Genomic DNA, 16,724 nt, shown 5'->3' on the forward strand with positions numbered 1-16,724 from the left:
GATGCTGCGAGAGCCTGACTCCACCATTACAGAAAAAGGCGAACCAGACGGACCTGCGCTTCACACGGCGCCCGTCATTGCGGTGCTGGCGCTCGCCGGCATCGTCGTGGCGTTGATGCAGACGCTGATCATCCCGATCATTCCGGCCCTGCCGGATCTGGTGAACGCCTCCGCCGCGGACACCGCATGGGCCATCACGGCGACCCTGCTGGCCGCCGCCGTCGCCACACCAGTCATGGGTCGCCTGGGCGACATGTACGGCAAACGTCGCATGCTTCTGGTCAGCCTCGTCATGCTCGTCGTCGGCTCGGTTATCGGCGCGCTCGCCACCAGCCTGATCCCGCTGATCGTCGGCCGCGCGCTGCAGGGTCTCGCCTCGGGCGTGATCCCACTGGGAATGAGCCTGCTGCGCGACGTGATGAAGCCGGAGAAACTCGCGAGGTCGGTCGCTGTCATCAGTGCATCGCTCGGCGTCGGCGGCGCCCTCGGTATGCCGATCGCGGCCGTCATCGCGGAATACGCGAGCTGGCACATGCTGTTCTGGGTGTCAGCCGTCCTCGGCGTCGTCGTCACCGGGTTGACAGTCGTCTTCGTGCCCGAATCGCATCTGCGCTCGTCGGGACCGTTCGACTACGTCGGCGCGAGCACCCTTTCTGCAGCGTTGATCGCCCTGTTGCTGGCAATCTCCAAGGGTTCCGACTGGGGTTGGGCGTCCGGCAGCACGATCGCGTTGTTCGCCGTCGCCGTCGTCGTCTTCGCCGTGTGGGTCGTGTGGGAGCTGCGCGCGACTCGGCCGCTCGTCGACCTGCAGATCGCCGTGCGCAAGCAGGTGCTGTTCACCAACCTGGCGTCCATCGTCTTCGGCTTCGCGATGTTCGCGCAGTCACTGGTCATCCCCCAGATCATCCAGATCCCGGAGGCCTCCGGCTACGGTCTGGGCCACTCGGTCCTCATTGCCGGACTCGCGATGGCGCCCGGCGGACTGGTGATGATGGCGGTGGCGCCGCTGTCCTCGCGGATCACGATGACGTGGGGCCCCAAGTTCACGCTGATGGGCGGTGCGGTAGTCGTCGCGCTCGGCTACCTGATGGGCGTGATCTGGATGCATTCGGTGTGGCAGATCATCGTGTTGACCTGCATCATCTCGTCCGGAATCGGCCTTGCCTACGCCGCAATGCCCGCCTTGATCATGGGTGCGGTCCCGCCGGAGGAGACCGGCGCGGCCAACAGCTTCAACACGCTCATGCGTTCGCTGGGCACATCGTTCGCCAGCGCCATCGCCGGTGTCATCATCGCGTCGTTCACGATGACACTGGGTTCGGCGGTGATCCCGTCGGAGAGCGCCTTCCAGATCACGATGGCCGCGGCCGCCGGTTCCTCGGTGGCGGCGCTGCTGCTGGCGATGCTCTTGCCGCGGTATCGCGCGGCCCACGTAGACGAGGCCGAGGCGGTGGAAGCGGCAGTCGAGGTTGCAGACGCCGAGCCGGCACGGGCGTGAGCCGAACCCAGCCGCGCATCACGCGCGTGCAGCGGACGGCCCGGCCGCGGGGCGACATCCGTCACGTCGACGGTGTCGCCCCGGAGCTGCGCAACGAGCTGTTCCGCAGTCGGAACGTCGACAGCGTCAAGTACTCCGACAGCTTCGAGTACTACAACTGGTTGTACCGGGTGACTAGCAGGACTTTGTTAGGTCGGGAAACGGTGGTGACACAGTGTGCAGGTGCCGATCCCCAGTAGTCGGTGGGTTCTGCCGCTTCGGTAGGCCATTCGGCCAGGAGCCACACCTGTTCGACCGATCCGTCGTCGGCGCGGGGTACTCGATGGCCCGCGGGGCGGGCCCGCGGCGCGACGAACCGCGAACGCATAACGGCATCGGGGCTGTTTGGTGCCGTCTTGGTGCCGCGCCGCCACGACACCTGCTGCAGCGCCTCCGACCCGGCGGTGAGCACCAGGTCCTTGCAGTTGGATTTCGGAACTCGATAGCGGGCGGTGAAGGGGCGGCCGGGGCCGATGCGGGGCGGGGCCTCGGGCACCGGCCGGGTAGACGCTGGTGGAGTCAGCGTGCCCGTTAGATCGAATTACTTGGAGGTTCGCGACGATTCGGGCTGATATCCGGTAGCCATCAATCACGGCCCTGCTTGCCGAGACGTGCAGGTATTCGAAGTGCTTTGCGGGCCTTGGGGGTGATAGCGCAATTGCTCGACTGCGACCATTCCAGCATCGGCCCCAAATGCTCTGGCGCCGGTGGGTCCCAGTCAGCCCACGGATCTTCAGTCCACCTCGGGTGAGGCAAAATCGCTGAGCACCTTGGCCGATCCGAAGAACTTGCGGACCTGCTCGTCGCGCCACAGCGTGGCGGGCACGCTGCCGACCAGAAGTTCGCGGACCAGGCCCGAGTCGTCTGCAATGGGTACGTCGCTACCGGCGATCACGATGTTGCCGTAGCGGCGGCCTTTCAGCATTGCGGGGTCGGCGATGATCGCCGTGTACTCGAAATGAGAACTGATGGTCGCCGCTTCCCGTTTGGCACCCGTCAGGTCCCGGGTGTCGCCACAATTGACGACGTAGATGCCGCCCGGTGCCAGCACGCGCCGAACATGCCCGGTGAACTCCGTGGTGGTCAACGAACGCGGAGTCGTGCTTCCCGAGAACACGTCTCGGATCACCAAATCCCGCGACGACTCCGTCAACGTCTCCGTCACCGCACGAGCATCGCCGACCCGGATGCGCAGCAAAGGCGCACGAGGAAGTCCGAACCACTCGCGCACGAGGGCGGCCATCCGCCCGTCCACCTCCACCGCAACCTGACGGGCCTCCGGGTAAACAGCCGACAGATACCGCGCAAGGGTGCATGCACCGCCACCGAGGTGCAGCGTGCGAAGCCTTGCACTCGAATCCCACTCGGATTGCGTAAGACTCGCAATCCACCGCATGTACTCGAAGTCGAGTCGCTCGGGATCGTTCAGGTCGATGTGTGAACTCTCGACGCCGTTGATCTTGACCAGCCAGCTATTACCTGAATGTCGATCTTCGACCAGTTCGCAAGTGCCGGTGTCTATCTCGTACACACCGGCGGACGGACCGTTGTCGTTGCCCCGTGTTCGAGCCTTGGCTCCGCGCTTCTTCGCCACGCTGCGGATCAACTCAGCCTGGCGTAGACGAGATCCAACGGGATTCCGGCGGTATCGATCAGCAGGTCGTTCTCCAGGGCGGCACGGAACTCGTCCACATCCGCGAGCTCGCGTCGCTCACTCGGCCCGTTCAGGTGGTGGACCGTCAGGCGCGGCCCGCTGAGCGCAAACCGACGGTCGGACGTCGGGCGGGCCGCCACCAAGCCGGTGACGAAACGCGACTGCGGCGAGGTGGAGAGGTACCAATTGATGGCCTCGTAGTCGACCGGATGCTGCGGGGCCAGATCGAATCGGTAGATGGACCGCCACGTGCCGTCCACCTTCCCTTGCAACGCATAGTCGTCTCCCAACATCGTCAGGCGGAACGACTCGAGGGGCGTCGACTGTTCGACATCCGTTTCGAAGGCAAGCGACGCGGTGGGTGTCATGCCACCGAATCCGACGTCGGCGAGGCGCGGCCCGCCGTCCACCTCCACCATCAGAAGCATGTGCGATCGACGAGTGAGCACGTAATCACCCGTGCCCCAGAGCACTCGGGCCGCCAACGCGGTCACGTCGTAGCCCAGGGACAACAGCACCGACCGCAGCAGCAAATTCTGTTCGAAGCAGTATCCACCGCGACCGGATTCGATCAACTTGTGCGTTACCGACGTCAGGTCGATGCGATTGGGCCGGCCGGTGAACGGATCGAGATTCTCGAACGGAATGGCGGATGCGTGATGGGCGATGATCGCATCCAAGGTGGATCCTGTCGGGGTTCGGGCACCGGCGTATCCGATGCGCTCGAAGTATCGGTCGAGGTCGAGGGCCTCGTCACTGCCCGCCATGACACCTCCTCCGCGTACCGCCGTCGAACAACCGGGTGCGAACAATCGCGAATCGAGAATACGCCCCTGGTCAGCTGACGAGGCCGCGACCGGTGATCTGAGGAAGGTCGAGTGCAGTCGCCAGGCCCGGATCGGCTCCGACGACGGCAGGAACCGCGTTGACCAGGCGCATCGCCGTGGTGATCATGCCGGAATCGTTGTGGTCGCCACTCTCGCCGTGGTGGCTGAAGTCCACCGTCATGGCCGGTTCGCCCTTGATCTCGATGCGGTACGCGCCGTCCCCTCGTGCGGGCTGCGGCCAGTCCGGCACCTGGTCCCGGCGAGTGCGCGTCACGTGTTCGAGCACCACCTTGGGCACGCCGTTCACGGCGCCGATCACCTCGAACCGCAGTGCAGCGGCGGTGCCTTTCGGAATGTGGCACGACGCGATGTCCAGATCGACGTCCGTCGCCTCCCGTTCGAATTTCTCGACGAGCGGCTCGTCCAGCGTCACCCCCAGACCGGCGGCGATCTGCCGGACCACGCTGCCCCACGCCATCGACAGCACCCCTGGCTGCAACAGCGGTGGCGTCTCGTCCAGCGGTTTGCCGAATCCGAAGATGTCGCGCATCACGACGGGCTGGTAATAGGTGGAGTAGTCGGCGATCTCCGAGCAACGCACCTCGTCGATCCGCTGCGACAGGCTCGTCATCACCAGCGGCAGAACGTCGTTCGCGAAGCCGGGATCGATGCCGTTGACATGCAGAGTGGAACCGTTGCTCTTTCCTGCATCCGCGATGCGGCTCACCAAGTCATCGGGGATGACGCCGTACGGGTATTGCAGCAGCACCGGACCCGAGGACACCACGTTGATTCCGGCCTCGAGGAACGAAACGAGGTCCTCGATCGCTTCGAAGATCCGGTCGTCGGTCATGGCGGTGTGGACGATGCAGTCCGGATTCAGGGCCAGGAGCTCGTCCTTGTCCCCGGATGCCTGCACCCCGAGGCTGCGGTCGAGACCGGCGAGCTCACCGGCGTCCTTACCCACCTTGTCCGGGTTCGAGACCCACACCCCGACCAGCTCGAGTTCGGGATGCGCGTCGATCCCGGCGATCGCATGCTTTCCGACCGTACCGGTCGACCATTCCACTACGCGGTACACCATTTCTGGACTCCTGTTGTCGCCGAGGTTGCGGCGAATGTAACAGGTTCCAGTTTCTGTGTGCGGCTGATTCGCACATCCCCTATCCCCGAGAGACTGGCGGCATGTAGTCGCCGACCAGTTCGCGATGCCACCACGCGCCGCTCTCGCGCCGTTCCCTCCGACTCGTGTACCTATACCGGTAGTAGCGGGCGCGAACGAAATGCGGTTTCTCCCCCAGGAACGGGTCGGTGCGCACCAACGCCAGTACGGACGGGTCGGCATCGAGAAGTTTGGCGACCATTCCGGGGAACCAGGAACGCGCATAGGACGGAGACAGCGCCGCAAACCACATGAGCCAGTCGAGTCGCAGGTGATAGGGCGCGAACTGCCCCGGCCGCCGTCGGACGTCTCCTGGTTTGCCCTTGAACTCGTACTCGCGCCACTCGGTGGTGTCCGAAAGTACCGCGTCGGTTGTGCCCTCGAGAACGATCTCGTGACGAATTTTGGTGACGGTGCCGAACGCGCCATAGGTATTGACGAGATGCCATTTGTCGAAGGATGCGTTCATCACCTGTCTCTTGGACACCAGGTTGCGGGCGGGTCGATAACTGAGGACCACGACGAGTGCCGTCACGGCGACGACGACTGCAACGAATGGTGCCGGCGGCGACGTGAAGCCGGTATCGACCGAAAACGGCAGAATCGGTTCGAGAATCGAATCGGGAAGCACCGACACGGCGAGAACGATGGCTGCCCAGTTGAGCCAGGCGAAGTTGCCGCTTGCCACCAGCCAGAGTTGCGTTCCGATCATCGCCGCGGCAGCGAACGCGGCTACCGGTTGTGGCAGGAACAGCCCGAACGGGACGACCAGTTGAACGACATGGTTGCCGGCCGCTTCCACCTTGTGCAGGGGTTTCGGTAGATGGTGAAAATGCCAACTGAACGGTCCCGGCATCGGTTGACTTTCGTGGTGGTAATACATGCAGGTCAGGTTGCGCCAGCAGGCGTCACCACGCATTTTGATGAGTCCGGCACCGAACTCGAGCCGGAACAGAATCCACCTCAGCAGGATCAGAACGAGAATGGGTGGCGCGGTGTCCGCGTTGCCAACGAAGATGGCGAGAAACCCGGCCTCGAGCAGCAGCGACTCCCATCCGAACGAGTACCACGCCTGCCCGACGTTGACGATGGAAAGATAGAGCACCCACATCGCGAACCACACGGCCATACAGGCGAGCAGCGGCAGTCGCGTCGTCACACCTACGGCCGTCACGACCCCGAGCCCGGCACCCGACCAGGCCACCACCGCGAAGAATCGATCGGAATAGTGCAGGTGAAACAGGCTGGGTGAGCGTCCGAACGGTATATCGGACACGAAATCCGAGACCGGGAGCAGACCATCCGTACCGATGAGCCCCTTGAACTGGCGGGCCGCCCCTATGAATGCCATGAGGTACAAGATCCCGAGACCGTGAGTGAACAGCATCCGGCCGAGCGAATAGTCTTCGGCGACGAACCATTCCATCGCGGCCACCCTCTGACCAGGGCTTGTTCGTGGTTTCGTTCCTCTTGAATGGAACGATACGCCTCGAGGTACCCACCGGGTCCCCCTTACAATCGTCGAGTACGAACAGGAGGTGGCCGTGGACCCGCAGGACGTCGATTTTGCGCACACCGAACAAGCGGCGCGAAACCGGCGGGAGAAGGCACTCGGAATCGCTCGCTATGTGTGGGACCGCGACATCAGTGGTGACGAACTGCTTGCCCTCCCCGATTCACAGCTCAAAAAGCTGGCCCGCGCCGCCGGAGCGCACCCGCCCCGCTCCACGGAAACTTGGACCACCGTCGCGGAGCTGCTGCGGGAGAAGACGCAGTGGGCTGCGAAGAACCCCGATCACAGCGCAGCCGCGAAGAAGCATGCGGACGAGAAGATCATGTGGGTCAAACCGCCGGTGCCGCCCTGGCTGTCGTGATCAGCAGACTGTCGTGATCAGCTGATCTGCTTCACTATCTGATCGGCAACGGCGGCCATCCCCTTCGCATTCGGGTGGTAGAAGATCGCGCCGCCACTGCCGGGCTGCACCACCTCGAAGCCCGCCAACCAGGGGTCGTCCGAACAGGCGGAGTGTCCGACACCGAGCTGAGATGCCCGCACCAACTGCGCACCGGTGTCTTTCGCCGCACGCGCGGTGGCATCCGCAACGGCGTCGTGAATGCGCACCGTTGTTGCGGCGCGCTGCGGGGTGAGAGGCACTGCATCACACACGGTTCCGTCTTTCGGCAGGATGCGTAGGTAGTCCACGAACACCACCTGCGCCTGCGGCGCCCGACTCCGCGCCTGCGCAACGATTGTTTCGAGCGCGGCTTCCACCTTGGCGTACGCATCGGGAGCGGGCTCCGAGGACGGCGGCGTACCGACGGTGCTACACAGGCTGTCGAACACCGCGGACGACGACACTCCGCCTGCCCGTTCCAACAGCGTCGCGCAACTGTCCGCGACCAACCGACTCATGTGACCGACGTCGTTTCCGCCGATGGTCACCGTGACCAGATCGGTCTCCGACGTCACAGCCTCGATCTGCGGCGGTTGCGGAGCGCCGAGTCCGTAGTTGGGCCTCTGCGGCTTGTGGAGAATGCTGGCTGTCGTTGCACCGGAACAGCTTCGGTCGGTGAGCCGATACCCCAGCTGCTCGGCCACCAGGTGTGGATAGTTGCTTCCCGAGCGGGTGCAATCGGCATCGATCACGGGTGCGATCAGCGGCCCCGCCGCGAACGAGCTACCGAGGGCCACGTAGTCCAGCGGCTCCACGACGATCGGGGGCGCGGTTGCATTGGCCGGTTGCGTCGTGGCGGCACTCCACACCGTGACCGTAGCCGCAAGCACAGCAACCATCAGCGCACGCAGCGACCGGCGAGTATTTCCCGAAACACCGAAATGCTCCGAGCGGTGACCTACGCCCTCACTGGTCATGGCCCCACAGTAGAACGAAGACGCACGCAGCGCAGAGTAATCGGCTAACGCATAGCAATCGGTCTTGCGCGGGGGCGATCGGTTGACACGAAGTCGTCACTGAGATGAGCTGAACGCATGATCGACCTCGGCACCACGCCGTTGATCGACGTCGCGCTCGAGGAGGCGCGCATCGGTCTCGCCGAAGGCGGCATCCCGGTCGGGGCCGCACTGTTCACATCCGATGGCACACTGCTCGGCCGCGGACACAACCGACGTGTGCAGGACGACGATCCGTCCGTACACGCCGAGACGGCGGCCTTCCGCAACGCTGGTCGTCAGCGGGACTACCGCTCCACGATCATGGTGACGACGCTGTCCCCGTGCTGGTACTGCAGTGGCCTCGTTCGCCAGTTCGGGATCGGCGCGGTGATCATCGGCGAAAACGTCACCTTCACCGGCGGCCATGACTGGCTGGCAGACCACGGAGTGGACGTCACCGTCCTCGACGACAGCCGATGTGTCGACATCATGCGCAAGTTCATCCGGGATCGACCGAACCTGTGGCACGAGGACATCGGGGTGCCGCCCTGAAGCGTGCCCGAACAACTCGGCCGGTCAGGATGCGATGTCGACGACGACGGCTGCGGGGCCACTGAAATCGAGGTCGAAGCTGCCCGACTGCGCCGACATCTGTTCTGCCGACGCGGGTGTGAAGCTGCCGTCCGCGGCGACCTCGCTGCCGGCAAAGCGGACCGCGTCGGTGGCATACGGGGACGGTGCGGTCAGCCATTGCGCCGAGGCGGTCGTCGCCGTCGACCCCTTCACGTGCACGGTGACGTCGCGATCCGCCTCGCGCCTCGAGTCGTCGACGACGACCTTGACGCTGCCGTCCGGCATGCGCAGCCCGTACGCCGAGACACCAGCATCAGGATCGGAAACCTGCGTGGGCAAGAACGTGCCTCCACGCAGCTCGGAGAAGAGCAGACCCGCGTAGTAGGGCGGCTGGGCGTGCAGCGTGTCGGTGCCATCGGCGAAGCACACCCAGGTGTAGCTGCCACAGTCATCGGGCTGCTGGTGCATGTTCACCCCGGTGATGCCCGCTTCGGCGGCCATGAGCAGGTAGTCCAAGGTCCACAGTGCGGCACCGAAGGTGTTCGACACTCCTGGTTGCCCGTTGCCTGCGACGCTGTTGGTCTCCGACAATCGCGGAGCGACTGCGGCCGCGTCGGCTTCGCGGACGAGTTGTTCGATGAAGCGGCGATCGGCTTCGGCGGTGGCGGGTGAGTTGAGTTGATCGACCATGGCCGCAGTGTCCGCGCCAGGTGTGCGCACAAGCGGGTAGTAGTGCTGATTGAGGAAGTCACCCTGATCGGCGAAGGCACCCAGATATGCCTCCCGCCACGACTGGGCATGGGGAGCGTAGAGGTCGCCGAGCGGCACGGCGCCCCCTGCCATGGACGCGTCCGGGCCCGCATAGCGCACCCCAGGTGCGGCAGCGTCGATGGCCTGCCGGTAGCTACGAACCTGGTCGATGTAGGTGGCCTGGTCGTAGGGCGCGAGCTTCATGAGCGGGAAGCGGTCGGGTTGGTTCCCGATCTGCACCGAGCGAAGCCACGGCCCCATCGCCGCTTGTGCGGTGCGGACCTGGTCCGCCGCCGCGGCGGGATTGTTCGCGTTCAGGTTCACCCCCAGATCCACCGGCCACTGCGTCGCTCGGGCGAGGTCGCCGGCGCGGTAGAGGTCTGCCGCGGTGATCACCGGTCCGGGTGAGTCGGGGCCGGCGTCGGGCCGCCAGGGAGTCTGGTCCACTGCGTTGGCCGAGAAGCGTAAGCTGCCCGGCCCCAACTCGTTGAGCAGGGTTGCGAGATTGCCGGTGCCGGTCCCCACCCACGGTTGGTGCAGCTGGTCGGCTTCCCACGACAGACCCAAAAAGTTCGCTGGGATCGTGTGACCACCGACGGCGTCGGCATCGACGGTGATCGTCAGCGCGGTCGGTTCTGCCACGGCCGGCGCCGCCGACATCATTGCGCCCGTCACTGTCACTGCCAGTCCCGCAGACACTCTCCGTCGTACGCGCCGACGGGTCGACCGTATTTTCGTCCGGGCCGGATGTGAGAAGCGCAGGTTGATGGGCACGAAAGTCTCCTCGGTAACGGCTCGAAAGAAGGCCGCGGGGATGCGTTCATGACGGGCTCGCAGTCACCGCGCATCTCCGGGCGACCAACTAGAAGATACACGTCTGATTCTTATTAGTCGAAGGCGTCGGTAGGTGAACACTCGTCGACACACCCGCGCCCAGGCCGCGAAAGGATCGCGAACGGACTCGAAACTGCCCGCACTCGAAGGGAGTTCTCTGCGCCGCACTGTTAGCGTCCGGTCCGTTACGCCCCCCCTCGGGGTGTTCGGACGCGAAAGGACCCCATGTCGCACTCTCGACGTTCCCCGCTACGCGCCGCTGCCGCAGCCGTCTGCACCATCGCCGCAATCGGCGCTGCCACAGCACCCGCCTCGGCCTCACCGCTCACCGATCTGATCGACTCCCTCGACTCCGGTTCGCTCGATGGTGGCGGCCCGGAATCGAATCTGCCCGACGGCTTCGATCTGCAAGCACACCGCGGCGGCATGGGCGAGACCATCGAAGAGTCGCTGCCCGGCTTCCGGAAGGCACTCGAACTGGGCGTGACGACCCTCGAATTGGACATCGTCATGAGCAAGGACGGAGTTCCCGTCGTCTGGCACGATGCCAAGATCTCGTCGAAGAAATGCTCGGATACCGCACCCGCCACCACCGACGACCCACAGTTCCCGTACGTCGGGGACGCCATCCACGATCTGACGTGGATGCAGCTGCAGACCCTCGCCTGCGACAAGATCCAGCCCGGCCACCCCGACGCGGAAACGGTGAAGGGCAACAAGCTGATCCAGTTGCGGGACGTGTTCGCGCTCGCCGCTGCCCACAACGCAGACGTGCACTTCAACATCGAAACGAAGATCGAAGCGGAGCAACCAGAACTCACCGCTTCCCCACAAGAATACGTCGACGCGATCCTGCGCGAGGTGCGCAGCGCCGGTGTCGTCGACAAGGTGATGATCCAGAGCTTCGACTGGAGTTCTCTGCCGCTGGTACGGGCCGCGGAGCCGTCCATTCCATTGGTGATGTTGTGGAACGAGCCCAAGTGGGTGCCGGGTTCGCCGTGGACCGGACCCGTCGACTACGACGCAGTGGGTGGCGACATCTTCAAGGCCGCCGAGCAGCTGGGCGCCGAGGTCATGTCGCCGTCACACAAGCTGGTGGACGCGAACCTGATCGAGGGCGCGCACAACGTCGGCCTTCGCGTCGTGCCGTGGACCGTCGACGACCCCGCCCGCATGAACGAGCTCATCGACCTCGGTGTCGACGGCATCATCACCAATTACCCGACTCGACTGCGGGCCGTGATGACCGACCGCGGAATGGACCTTCCACAGGGCTTCCCGGCGCCGTGATGGTTCCGGATCGTTGTTACGACCGGATCGTGGTTTCCCCTGTGATGCGGGAGCGCTCGTACCTGCGCTCGGTGACGGCGAATCCGGCGTCTGCCCGCATGCGTACGACGGTGCTCGCCCGCGTGCCGTACTCCTCGAAGTCCACGAACCGAGGCGAAAGCACCCGCTCCATCTCCTCGCCGACGCCCGTCTGCGGCAGCAGGTTCGGTGGGGCGGGCGTGGTATCGAACAGGAGGTCCAGGTACCGCTCCGTGGTGTCTTCGCTGCCGTCGTCGGTGGCTGCGAGGTGTTCGAAGGCTGCGGTGCCTTCGGTGACCTTGGGCCACGCGGTATCGAGTGCGCTGTTCGACAGACCGTGAATTCCCGGCGTGACCGGTTCCGTACCGAAGCGGTTGGACGTCCACCACAGCTCTTCGAGGTCGCACGCGAGCAGATTGAATCCCTCGTACCGGTCACCGTCCGCAGCAACGGCCTGCGTGTACGGGGCTGGAGCCTCGGCTGTGACGAGGAAGTCGGTGGTCAGCAGGCCACGCGAACGTGGCGCCCCAGCCCCGGTCGGCACCCCCTCACGAACATTGGTGACCGCTGCGAAACGTCCCTCACGAACACCCAACCAGGTACCGCCGCTGGTCACATCGCGCCCGGCCACCAGGTCGCCCTGTTCGGACCATCGATGCAGAGGCTGAGTGGGACGCGCGTAGAACTCGTCTCGGTTCGCGGCCACGACCAGCGGGTATTCGGGGTGGACCTTCCACGCGATGAGCAGCAGGCACATGCTGCGGATACTACGGCCCCCTCCGCCACGACGGCACGTTCGCGGGGTGTACTTCCGAGACGAGGCTCGCTGCCGCATCGACGATCTGGGTTTTCGACACCAACACCCGCAATGCCGCTTCACCCAACGGGATGAAGCTGTCCTCGCTGGTCACTCTCCGGAGTGCACCGGTATATCCCGAATCCACCAGGGCGCTGACGACACCTTCGGAGACGCCGCCCGATCGCCGCGTTTCGTCGACCACGAGCACTCGGCCCGTCGCGTTCGCCTCGCGGATGATGTCGGTGACCGGAAGCGGCACCAGCCAGCGCAGGTCCACGACGCGCGCTGCGATGCCTCGGTCACGCAACGCCGCCGACGCCTGCACGCTCAGCAGGAGACCGTTCCCGAACGTCACGATGGTGAGATCGGCGCCGGTGCCGTACGTACGTGCGGTTGCCAGCGGCACATGCCGTTCAGTGGCGGGATAGGGCGCCATCCATTTCTCGTCGCCGTCCTCGTGCAGATCACGCCGGTGATAGAGAGCGATCGGCTCCAGAAAGACGCATGGCATCCCGGACGCTTTCGTCGCTGCCACGCAGGTTCGCAGCATCGCGGCCGCGTCATCCGGTGTCGCAGGCGAAGCAACGATCATGCCCGGAATATCCCGGAGTACACCGATCGCATTGTCGTTGTGAAAGTGACCGCCGAATCCCTTCTGATAGCCGTACGCGGCCATACGGATCACCATCGGATTCCGAAAACGGCTCTCCGAAAAGAACTTCAGTGTCGCAGCCTCGCCGCGTAACTGGTCCTCGGCGTTGTGCAGGTAGGCCAGGTACTGAATCTCCGGTATCGGCAGGAAGCCCGTCGACGCAGATCCGAGAGCCAAGCCCAGAATCGTCTGCTCGTCGAGCAGGGTGTCGAATACTCGGGCCGGACCTGCCTTGACCGCCAGACCACGTGTCACCCCGTACACACCACCTTTGCGAGCGACGTCTTCGCCGAACACCAACGCCTCCGGATACGCGTCGAGGATGTCCGCGAGTGCGCGGCCGATCGCTTGTGCGACGGTGAGCGGACGACGGTCGCCACCAGGAACGGGTGCCATTGCAGCCTGGACCTCGCGGGGTGTCGGCATGGCCAGCGGCGCCATGATCTGCGGTGCGGATGTCAACGGTGGATGCCCCGACGCCTCACGAGCTTTGTCGGATACGGCCTTTCGGGTATTCTCGTAACGCTCCAGAATCTCTGCCGTCGTGAGAACCCCCGTTTCGACGAGAACTCGGGCCGTCCCGAGCAGAGGGTCGCGTTCGAGATCTTCCGCGATATCGGCGGTCTCGCGATACGCAGACTCCACGTCCGACCCGGCGTGCCCCATCATTCGCACCGTCTTCAGATGCAGGAGCGCCGGTTTCCGGTGTGTCCGCACCCAGTTCGCGGCACCCGCGGCAACCTCGAAGCTCCCCACAGTGTCGTGACCTTCTGCTGAAAAATACTTCACATCACCACTGTTCGAATACATCCGCTCGATCCAGCCGTCCGGCGTGCGAACACTGATCCCGAGTCCGTTGTCCTCGCAGACCAGCAGCAACGGCAGTGACATCCCGCGGTACGCGATGTTCGCCGCTGCGTTCACGGCACCGGTGGTCGTCGAGTGGTTGGCGGAGGCATCCCCGAAGCTGCACACCACCAGCGCGTCATGGGGCCACGGAACGCGTACCCCCTGCTTCGCGGCACGGGGGATCGCGAACGCTAGCCCGACTGCACGAGGAAGATGTGAGGCGACGGTGGACGTTTGCGGAATCACCGCCAGGTCGTGGCGGCCGAAAACCTTGTGACGACCACCGGATATCGGATCGTCGGCCGCAGCGACAATACCCAGCAGGACGTCGAGCAACGGATCGCCATTGCCGACCTGACGAGCACGGGCGAGGTAGAAGCCACCCGAACGGTAGTGCAACAGCGCCGGATCGGTGGGACGCAGCGCTGCGGCGACAGCGGCGTTGCTCTCGTGCCCGGCGGAGCCGATCGTGTAATACCCCCGCCCCTCGGCTCTGAGCCGGCGAGCGGCCAGATCGAGGTGACGACTGCCCGCCTGGTCGTCGAACAGATCCAGGAGCGCGGCGACCGTCAGTGACGATCCCTGACGCACCGGTTCGGACGGTCCGGTGTGCCGTGTTTCCGATGATGAAAGAGCGCGGACACGTTCGATGAAGTGCTCGTCGACCTGCTCACCCATCGATATCGCCTCCTTGCGGCAGGGGCAATGCTCATTCTGGCGGATACCCGACGTACCCGCTGGTATACGCTCGATGCTGCGATGAGCGCGGACACGGAGATGACACACCCAGCCGAACCGGGCGCCTTGTTCACTTCGGTCGACGAGGTGACCGAGCGCTTGAGCGCCGTGGGCTACCTGCCGTCGCTCGACATCGCGACGGCCGTCTTCCTGGCCGACTACCTGCACAAACCACTTCTCGTCGAGGGTCCAGCCGGCGTCGGTAAGACCGAACTGTCCCGAGCCATCGCAGCAGCGACGAACTCGGAACTGGTGCGATTGCAGTGCTACGAGGGCATCGACGAGTCCCGCGCGCTCTACGAATGGAATCACGCCAAACAGCTGCTGCGTATCACCGCAGCGCAGGGTGAGTCCTGGGAGGACACGCGTGACCACGTGTTCACCGAGGAGTTTCTGCTCACGCGGCCACTCCTGACCGCGATCCGAAACCCCGACCCCACCGTTCTACTCATCGACGAGCTCGACAAGGCAGACCTCGAGGTGGAGGGGCTGCTCCTCGAGGTCCTCGGTGATTTCCAGGTGACCATCCCAGAAATCGGCACCATCGAAGCCGTTCGCACACCGTTCGTGGTTGTCACGTCCAACGCCAACCGTGAGGTGTCCGAGGCCCTCAAACGACGTTGCCTGTTCCTACACATCGACTTTCCGGAACCCGACCTCGAACTCGAGATCGTGCGTTCGAAGGTGCCGGAGCTCGACGAATCGGTCGCTGCCTCAGCGGTCGAGATCGTGTCGGCACTGCGTCAACTCGACCTCCGTAAGCCACCGTCCATCGCCGAAACCGTCGACTGGGCACGAACACTGCGAGGACTTCGCGTCCGGGAGATCAGCAACTCGGTGGTGCGATCCACGATGGGCGTGCTGCTGAAGTATCGATCCGATCATGAAACCGCCTCCAGTTCATTGCATCTCGACGACAAGCCGAAGCGGCAGTAACGTGCCGGCGGCGGGCGAATCAGCGAGACTCGTCGAGTTCGTCGGGACTCTCCGTGAACACGGAATCGAAATCGGAACGAGCGATACCGTCGATGCTGCGGCCGCGATGGTCGTTCTCGGACAAGACGATCTCGGCCGGCTCCGATCCGGATTGGCTGCCACCCTGCTGCGCCGGCCGAACCAGCGCGTCACCTTCGACCGAATCTTCTGCCTGTATTTCGACAGCTCCGACGGGCACTCACCCGCACACCCTGCTCCGGATTTCGCCACGCTGCACGAGAAGGTGATCATGGCAATCTCCGGGGACGACACTGCCGACACCGAGAACCTGGCTGGCCAGGTTCTCGACTCGTTGGGCGAGATCGGCGACAGCGGAAGATCTGGATCGGGCGGCAATGCAGGCCAACGGTTCTCCGCGCTTCAGGCGCTTCAGCGACTCGGAACGACGGACGAACTGGTGGCGATGGCCGGGGCGCAGCAGGGATCGCGTGGAAACGGCGTGCGGGATGCGGCCTTCGCCCTCGAAGCGCGCCGCCGCGTCGAGGACCTGCGTTCTCGGGTGGAAAGCGAGGCGCTCCGCCGGAGGACGCAGCAGCGTGGAGCCGAGTTCGTCGCCCGTGCCGCCGTACCGGACAGTGCGGAGGACCGCGGCTTCCTCGCCGCGAATCGGCAGGATCTCGCCGAAATGCGGCGACTGGTGTATCCGTTGGCACGCACCCTCGCGACACGTGTTTCGTCCCGCCGGCGCCGGGCTGTTCGCGGGCAGATCGACATGCGGCGCACAGTGCGCAAGTCGATGGCGACCGGTGGCGTTCCCATGCGCCCGGTGCTGCAGGCACGGCGGCACGGAAGACCCGATCTCGTGATCCTGGCCGACGTGTCCGGCTCTGTCTCCGGATTCGCCGAGTTCACCCTGATGTTGATTCAGGCGATGCAAGACCAGTTCACGAAGGTGCGCAGCTTCGGATTCGTCGATTCGTGTGACGAGATCACGGGAATGTTCCGTCCCGGCGAACCGTCGCGCCCCGGTCTCGCACCTGACTTGCACAGGTCGGAGCGGATTCCCAGTGTTGATGTGATGTCTGCACTGGTAGAGGGCTTGCGGGTTCGGGATTTGGCACACTAACCGATCGGTAGGATCTGTCGGGTGGCGGCGTACATTCGCAAGATTCGGACCGCGTCCGGGGCGACAGCGGTGCAGATCGCGGTCAA

Annotated in this window: 15 protein-coding genes; 6 read left to right on the forward strand and 9 right to left on the reverse strand. The window is 64.6% G+C overall.

What is annotated here, in order from left to right:
• The first annotated feature begins 1 nt into the window (after nucleotide 1).
• The gene (locus ACZI8Q_RS20135; RefSeq protein WP_463375348.1) at nucleotides 2-1,498 is read left to right on the forward strand and encodes an MFS transporter; all 1,497 of its coding nucleotides are present in this window, start codon (nucleotides 2-4) and stop codon (nucleotides 1,496-1,498) included.
• A gap of 151 nt (nucleotides 1,499-1,649) precedes the next feature.
• On the opposite strand, the gene ACZI8Q_RS20140 is transcribed toward ACZI8Q_RS20135, so the two are convergent.
• From ACZI8Q_RS20140 to ACZI8Q_RS20160, 5 genes are all read right to left on the reverse strand, one after another.
• Nucleotides 1,650-2,033: a hypothetical protein gene (locus tag ACZI8Q_RS20140; protein ID WP_463375349.1), complete on the reverse strand. Its 384-nt coding sequence runs from the start codon at nucleotides 2,031-2,033 to the stop codon at nucleotides 1,650-1,652.
• A gap of 237 nt (nucleotides 2,034-2,270) precedes the next feature.
• A complete protein-coding gene (locus ACZI8Q_RS20145; protein WP_463375350.1) occupies nucleotides 2,271-3,131 on the reverse strand; it encodes a spermidine synthase in 861 nt (286 codons plus the stop codon).
• Between the two features lie 8 nt (nucleotides 3,132-3,139).
• The gene (locus tag ACZI8Q_RS20150) at nucleotides 3,140-3,958 is read right to left on the reverse strand and encodes an arylamine N-acetyltransferase family protein (protein WP_463375351.1); all 819 of its coding nucleotides are present in this window, start codon (nucleotides 3,956-3,958) and stop codon (nucleotides 3,140-3,142) included.
• A 70-nt stretch (nucleotides 3,959-4,028) separates the two neighbouring features.
• On the reverse strand, nucleotides 4,029-5,102 hold the full coding sequence (locus tag ACZI8Q_RS20155; protein ID WP_463375352.1) for an NAD(P)H-dependent amine dehydrogenase family protein: 1,074 nt from the start codon (nucleotides 5,100-5,102) through the stop codon (nucleotides 4,029-4,031).
• A 79-nt stretch (nucleotides 5,103-5,181) separates the two neighbouring features.
• Nucleotides 5,182-6,606 carry a lipase maturation factor family protein gene (locus tag ACZI8Q_RS20160; RefSeq protein WP_463375353.1) on the reverse strand — a complete coding sequence of 475 codons (1,425 nt, stop codon included), beginning with the start codon at nucleotides 6,604-6,606 and terminating at the stop codon, nucleotides 5,182-5,184.
• A gap of 118 nt (nucleotides 6,607-6,724) precedes the next feature.
• Here ACZI8Q_RS20160 and ACZI8Q_RS20165 point away from each other — a divergent pair, with 118 nt between their 5' ends.
• Complete coding sequence (locus tag ACZI8Q_RS20165; RefSeq protein ID WP_463375354.1) at nucleotides 6,725-7,054, forward strand: hypothetical protein; 330 nt, start codon at nucleotides 6,725-6,727, stop codon at nucleotides 7,052-7,054.
• Between the two features lie 17 nt (nucleotides 7,055-7,071).
• Here the strand turns inward: ACZI8Q_RS20165 and ACZI8Q_RS20170 are convergent, their stop codons facing one another.
• Entirely contained in the window at nucleotides 7,072-8,052 is a 981-nt protein-coding gene (locus ACZI8Q_RS20170; RefSeq protein WP_463375355.1) for an SGNH/GDSL hydrolase family protein, read from the reverse strand.
• Nucleotides 8,053-8,169: 117 nt separating this feature from the next.
• Here ACZI8Q_RS20170 and ACZI8Q_RS20175 point away from each other — a divergent pair, with 117 nt between their 5' ends.
• Entirely contained in the window at nucleotides 8,170-8,625 is a 456-nt protein-coding gene (locus ACZI8Q_RS20175) for a nucleoside deaminase (RefSeq protein WP_463375356.1), read from the forward strand.
• 24 nt (nucleotides 8,626-8,649) lie between these two features.
• On the opposite strand, the gene ACZI8Q_RS20180 is transcribed toward ACZI8Q_RS20175, so the two are convergent.
• Complete coding sequence (locus ACZI8Q_RS20180; protein WP_463375357.1) at nucleotides 8,650-10,077, reverse strand: hypothetical protein; 1,428 nt, start codon at nucleotides 10,075-10,077, stop codon at nucleotides 8,650-8,652.
• 378 nt (nucleotides 10,078-10,455) lie between these two features.
• Here ACZI8Q_RS20180 and ACZI8Q_RS20185 point away from each other — a divergent pair, with 378 nt between their 5' ends.
• Nucleotides 10,456-11,520: a glycerophosphodiester phosphodiesterase family protein gene (locus ACZI8Q_RS20185; protein ID WP_463375358.1), complete on the forward strand. Its 1,065-nt coding sequence runs from the start codon at nucleotides 10,456-10,458 to the stop codon at nucleotides 11,518-11,520.
• A 16-nt stretch (nucleotides 11,521-11,536) separates the two neighbouring features.
• Here ACZI8Q_RS20185 and ACZI8Q_RS20190 read toward each other — a convergent pair whose 3' ends face one another.
• Entirely contained in the window at nucleotides 11,537-12,295 is a 759-nt protein-coding gene (locus ACZI8Q_RS20190) for an NRDE family protein (RefSeq protein ID WP_463375359.1), read from the reverse strand.
• A gap of 10 nt (nucleotides 12,296-12,305) precedes the next feature.
• Complete coding sequence (locus ACZI8Q_RS20195; protein WP_463375360.1) at nucleotides 12,306-14,516, reverse strand: thiamine pyrophosphate-dependent enzyme; 2,211 nt, start codon at nucleotides 14,514-14,516, stop codon at nucleotides 12,306-12,308.
• Between the two features lie 99 nt (nucleotides 14,517-14,615).
• Between ACZI8Q_RS20195 and ACZI8Q_RS20200 the strand changes: the two genes are divergently transcribed.
• Nucleotides 14,616-15,512, forward strand: coding sequence for an AAA family ATPase (locus tag ACZI8Q_RS20200; protein WP_463375365.1), 897 nt, complete (start codon nucleotides 14,616-14,618; stop codon nucleotides 15,510-15,512).
• Nucleotides 15,460-16,638 (forward strand): VWA domain-containing protein, encoded by a 1,179-nt coding sequence (locus tag ACZI8Q_RS20205; RefSeq protein ID WP_463375361.1) that lies wholly within the window; start codon nucleotides 15,460-15,462, stop codon nucleotides 16,636-16,638. Before ACZI8Q_RS20200 ends, ACZI8Q_RS20205 begins: the two co-directional genes overlap by 53 nt.
• Nucleotides 16,639-16,724: the final 86 nt, after the last annotated feature.

This window comes from Rhodococcus quanlei, assembly GCF_055231015.1.

Excerpts from the sequence above, each read along its gene's own strand:
- ACZI8Q_RS20135 (WP_463375348.1), top strand. The coding sequence starts at position 2 with ATGCTGCGAGAGCCTGACTCCACCATTACAGAAAAAGGCGAACCAGAC.
- ACZI8Q_RS20150 (WP_463375351.1), bottom strand. The coding sequence starts at position 3,958 with ATGGCGGGCAGTGACGAGGCCCTCGACCTCGACCGATACTTCGAGCGC.
- ACZI8Q_RS20155 (WP_463375352.1), bottom strand. The coding sequence starts at position 5,102 with ATGGTGTACCGCGTAGTGGAATGGTCGACCGGTACGGTCGGAAAGCAT.
- ACZI8Q_RS20160 (WP_463375353.1), bottom strand. The coding sequence starts at position 6,606 with ATGGAATGGTTCGTCGCCGAAGACTATTCGCTCGGCCGGATGCTGTTC.
- ACZI8Q_RS20170 (WP_463375355.1), bottom strand. The coding sequence starts at position 8,052 with ATGACCAGTGAGGGCGTAGGTCACCGCTCGGAGCATTTCGGTGTTTCG.
- ACZI8Q_RS20175 (WP_463375356.1), top strand. The coding sequence starts at position 8,170 with ATGATCGACCTCGGCACCACGCCGTTGATCGACGTCGCGCTCGAGGAG.
- ACZI8Q_RS20185 (WP_463375358.1), top strand. The coding sequence starts at position 10,456 with ATGTCGCACTCTCGACGTTCCCCGCTACGCGCCGCTGCCGCAGCCGTC.
- ACZI8Q_RS20190 (WP_463375359.1), bottom strand. The coding sequence starts at position 12,295 with ATGTGCCTGCTGCTCATCGCGTGGAAGGTCCACCCCGAATACCCGCTG.
- ACZI8Q_RS20195 (WP_463375360.1), bottom strand. The coding sequence starts at position 14,516 with ATGGGTGAGCAGGTCGACGAGCACTTCATCGAACGTGTCCGCGCTCTT.
- ACZI8Q_RS20200 (WP_463375365.1), top strand. The coding sequence starts at position 14,616 with ATGACACACCCAGCCGAACCGGGCGCCTTGTTCACTTCGGTCGACGAG.
- ACZI8Q_RS20205 (WP_463375361.1), top strand. The coding sequence starts at position 15,460 with ATGAAACCGCCTCCAGTTCATTGCATCTCGACGACAAGCCGAAGCGGC.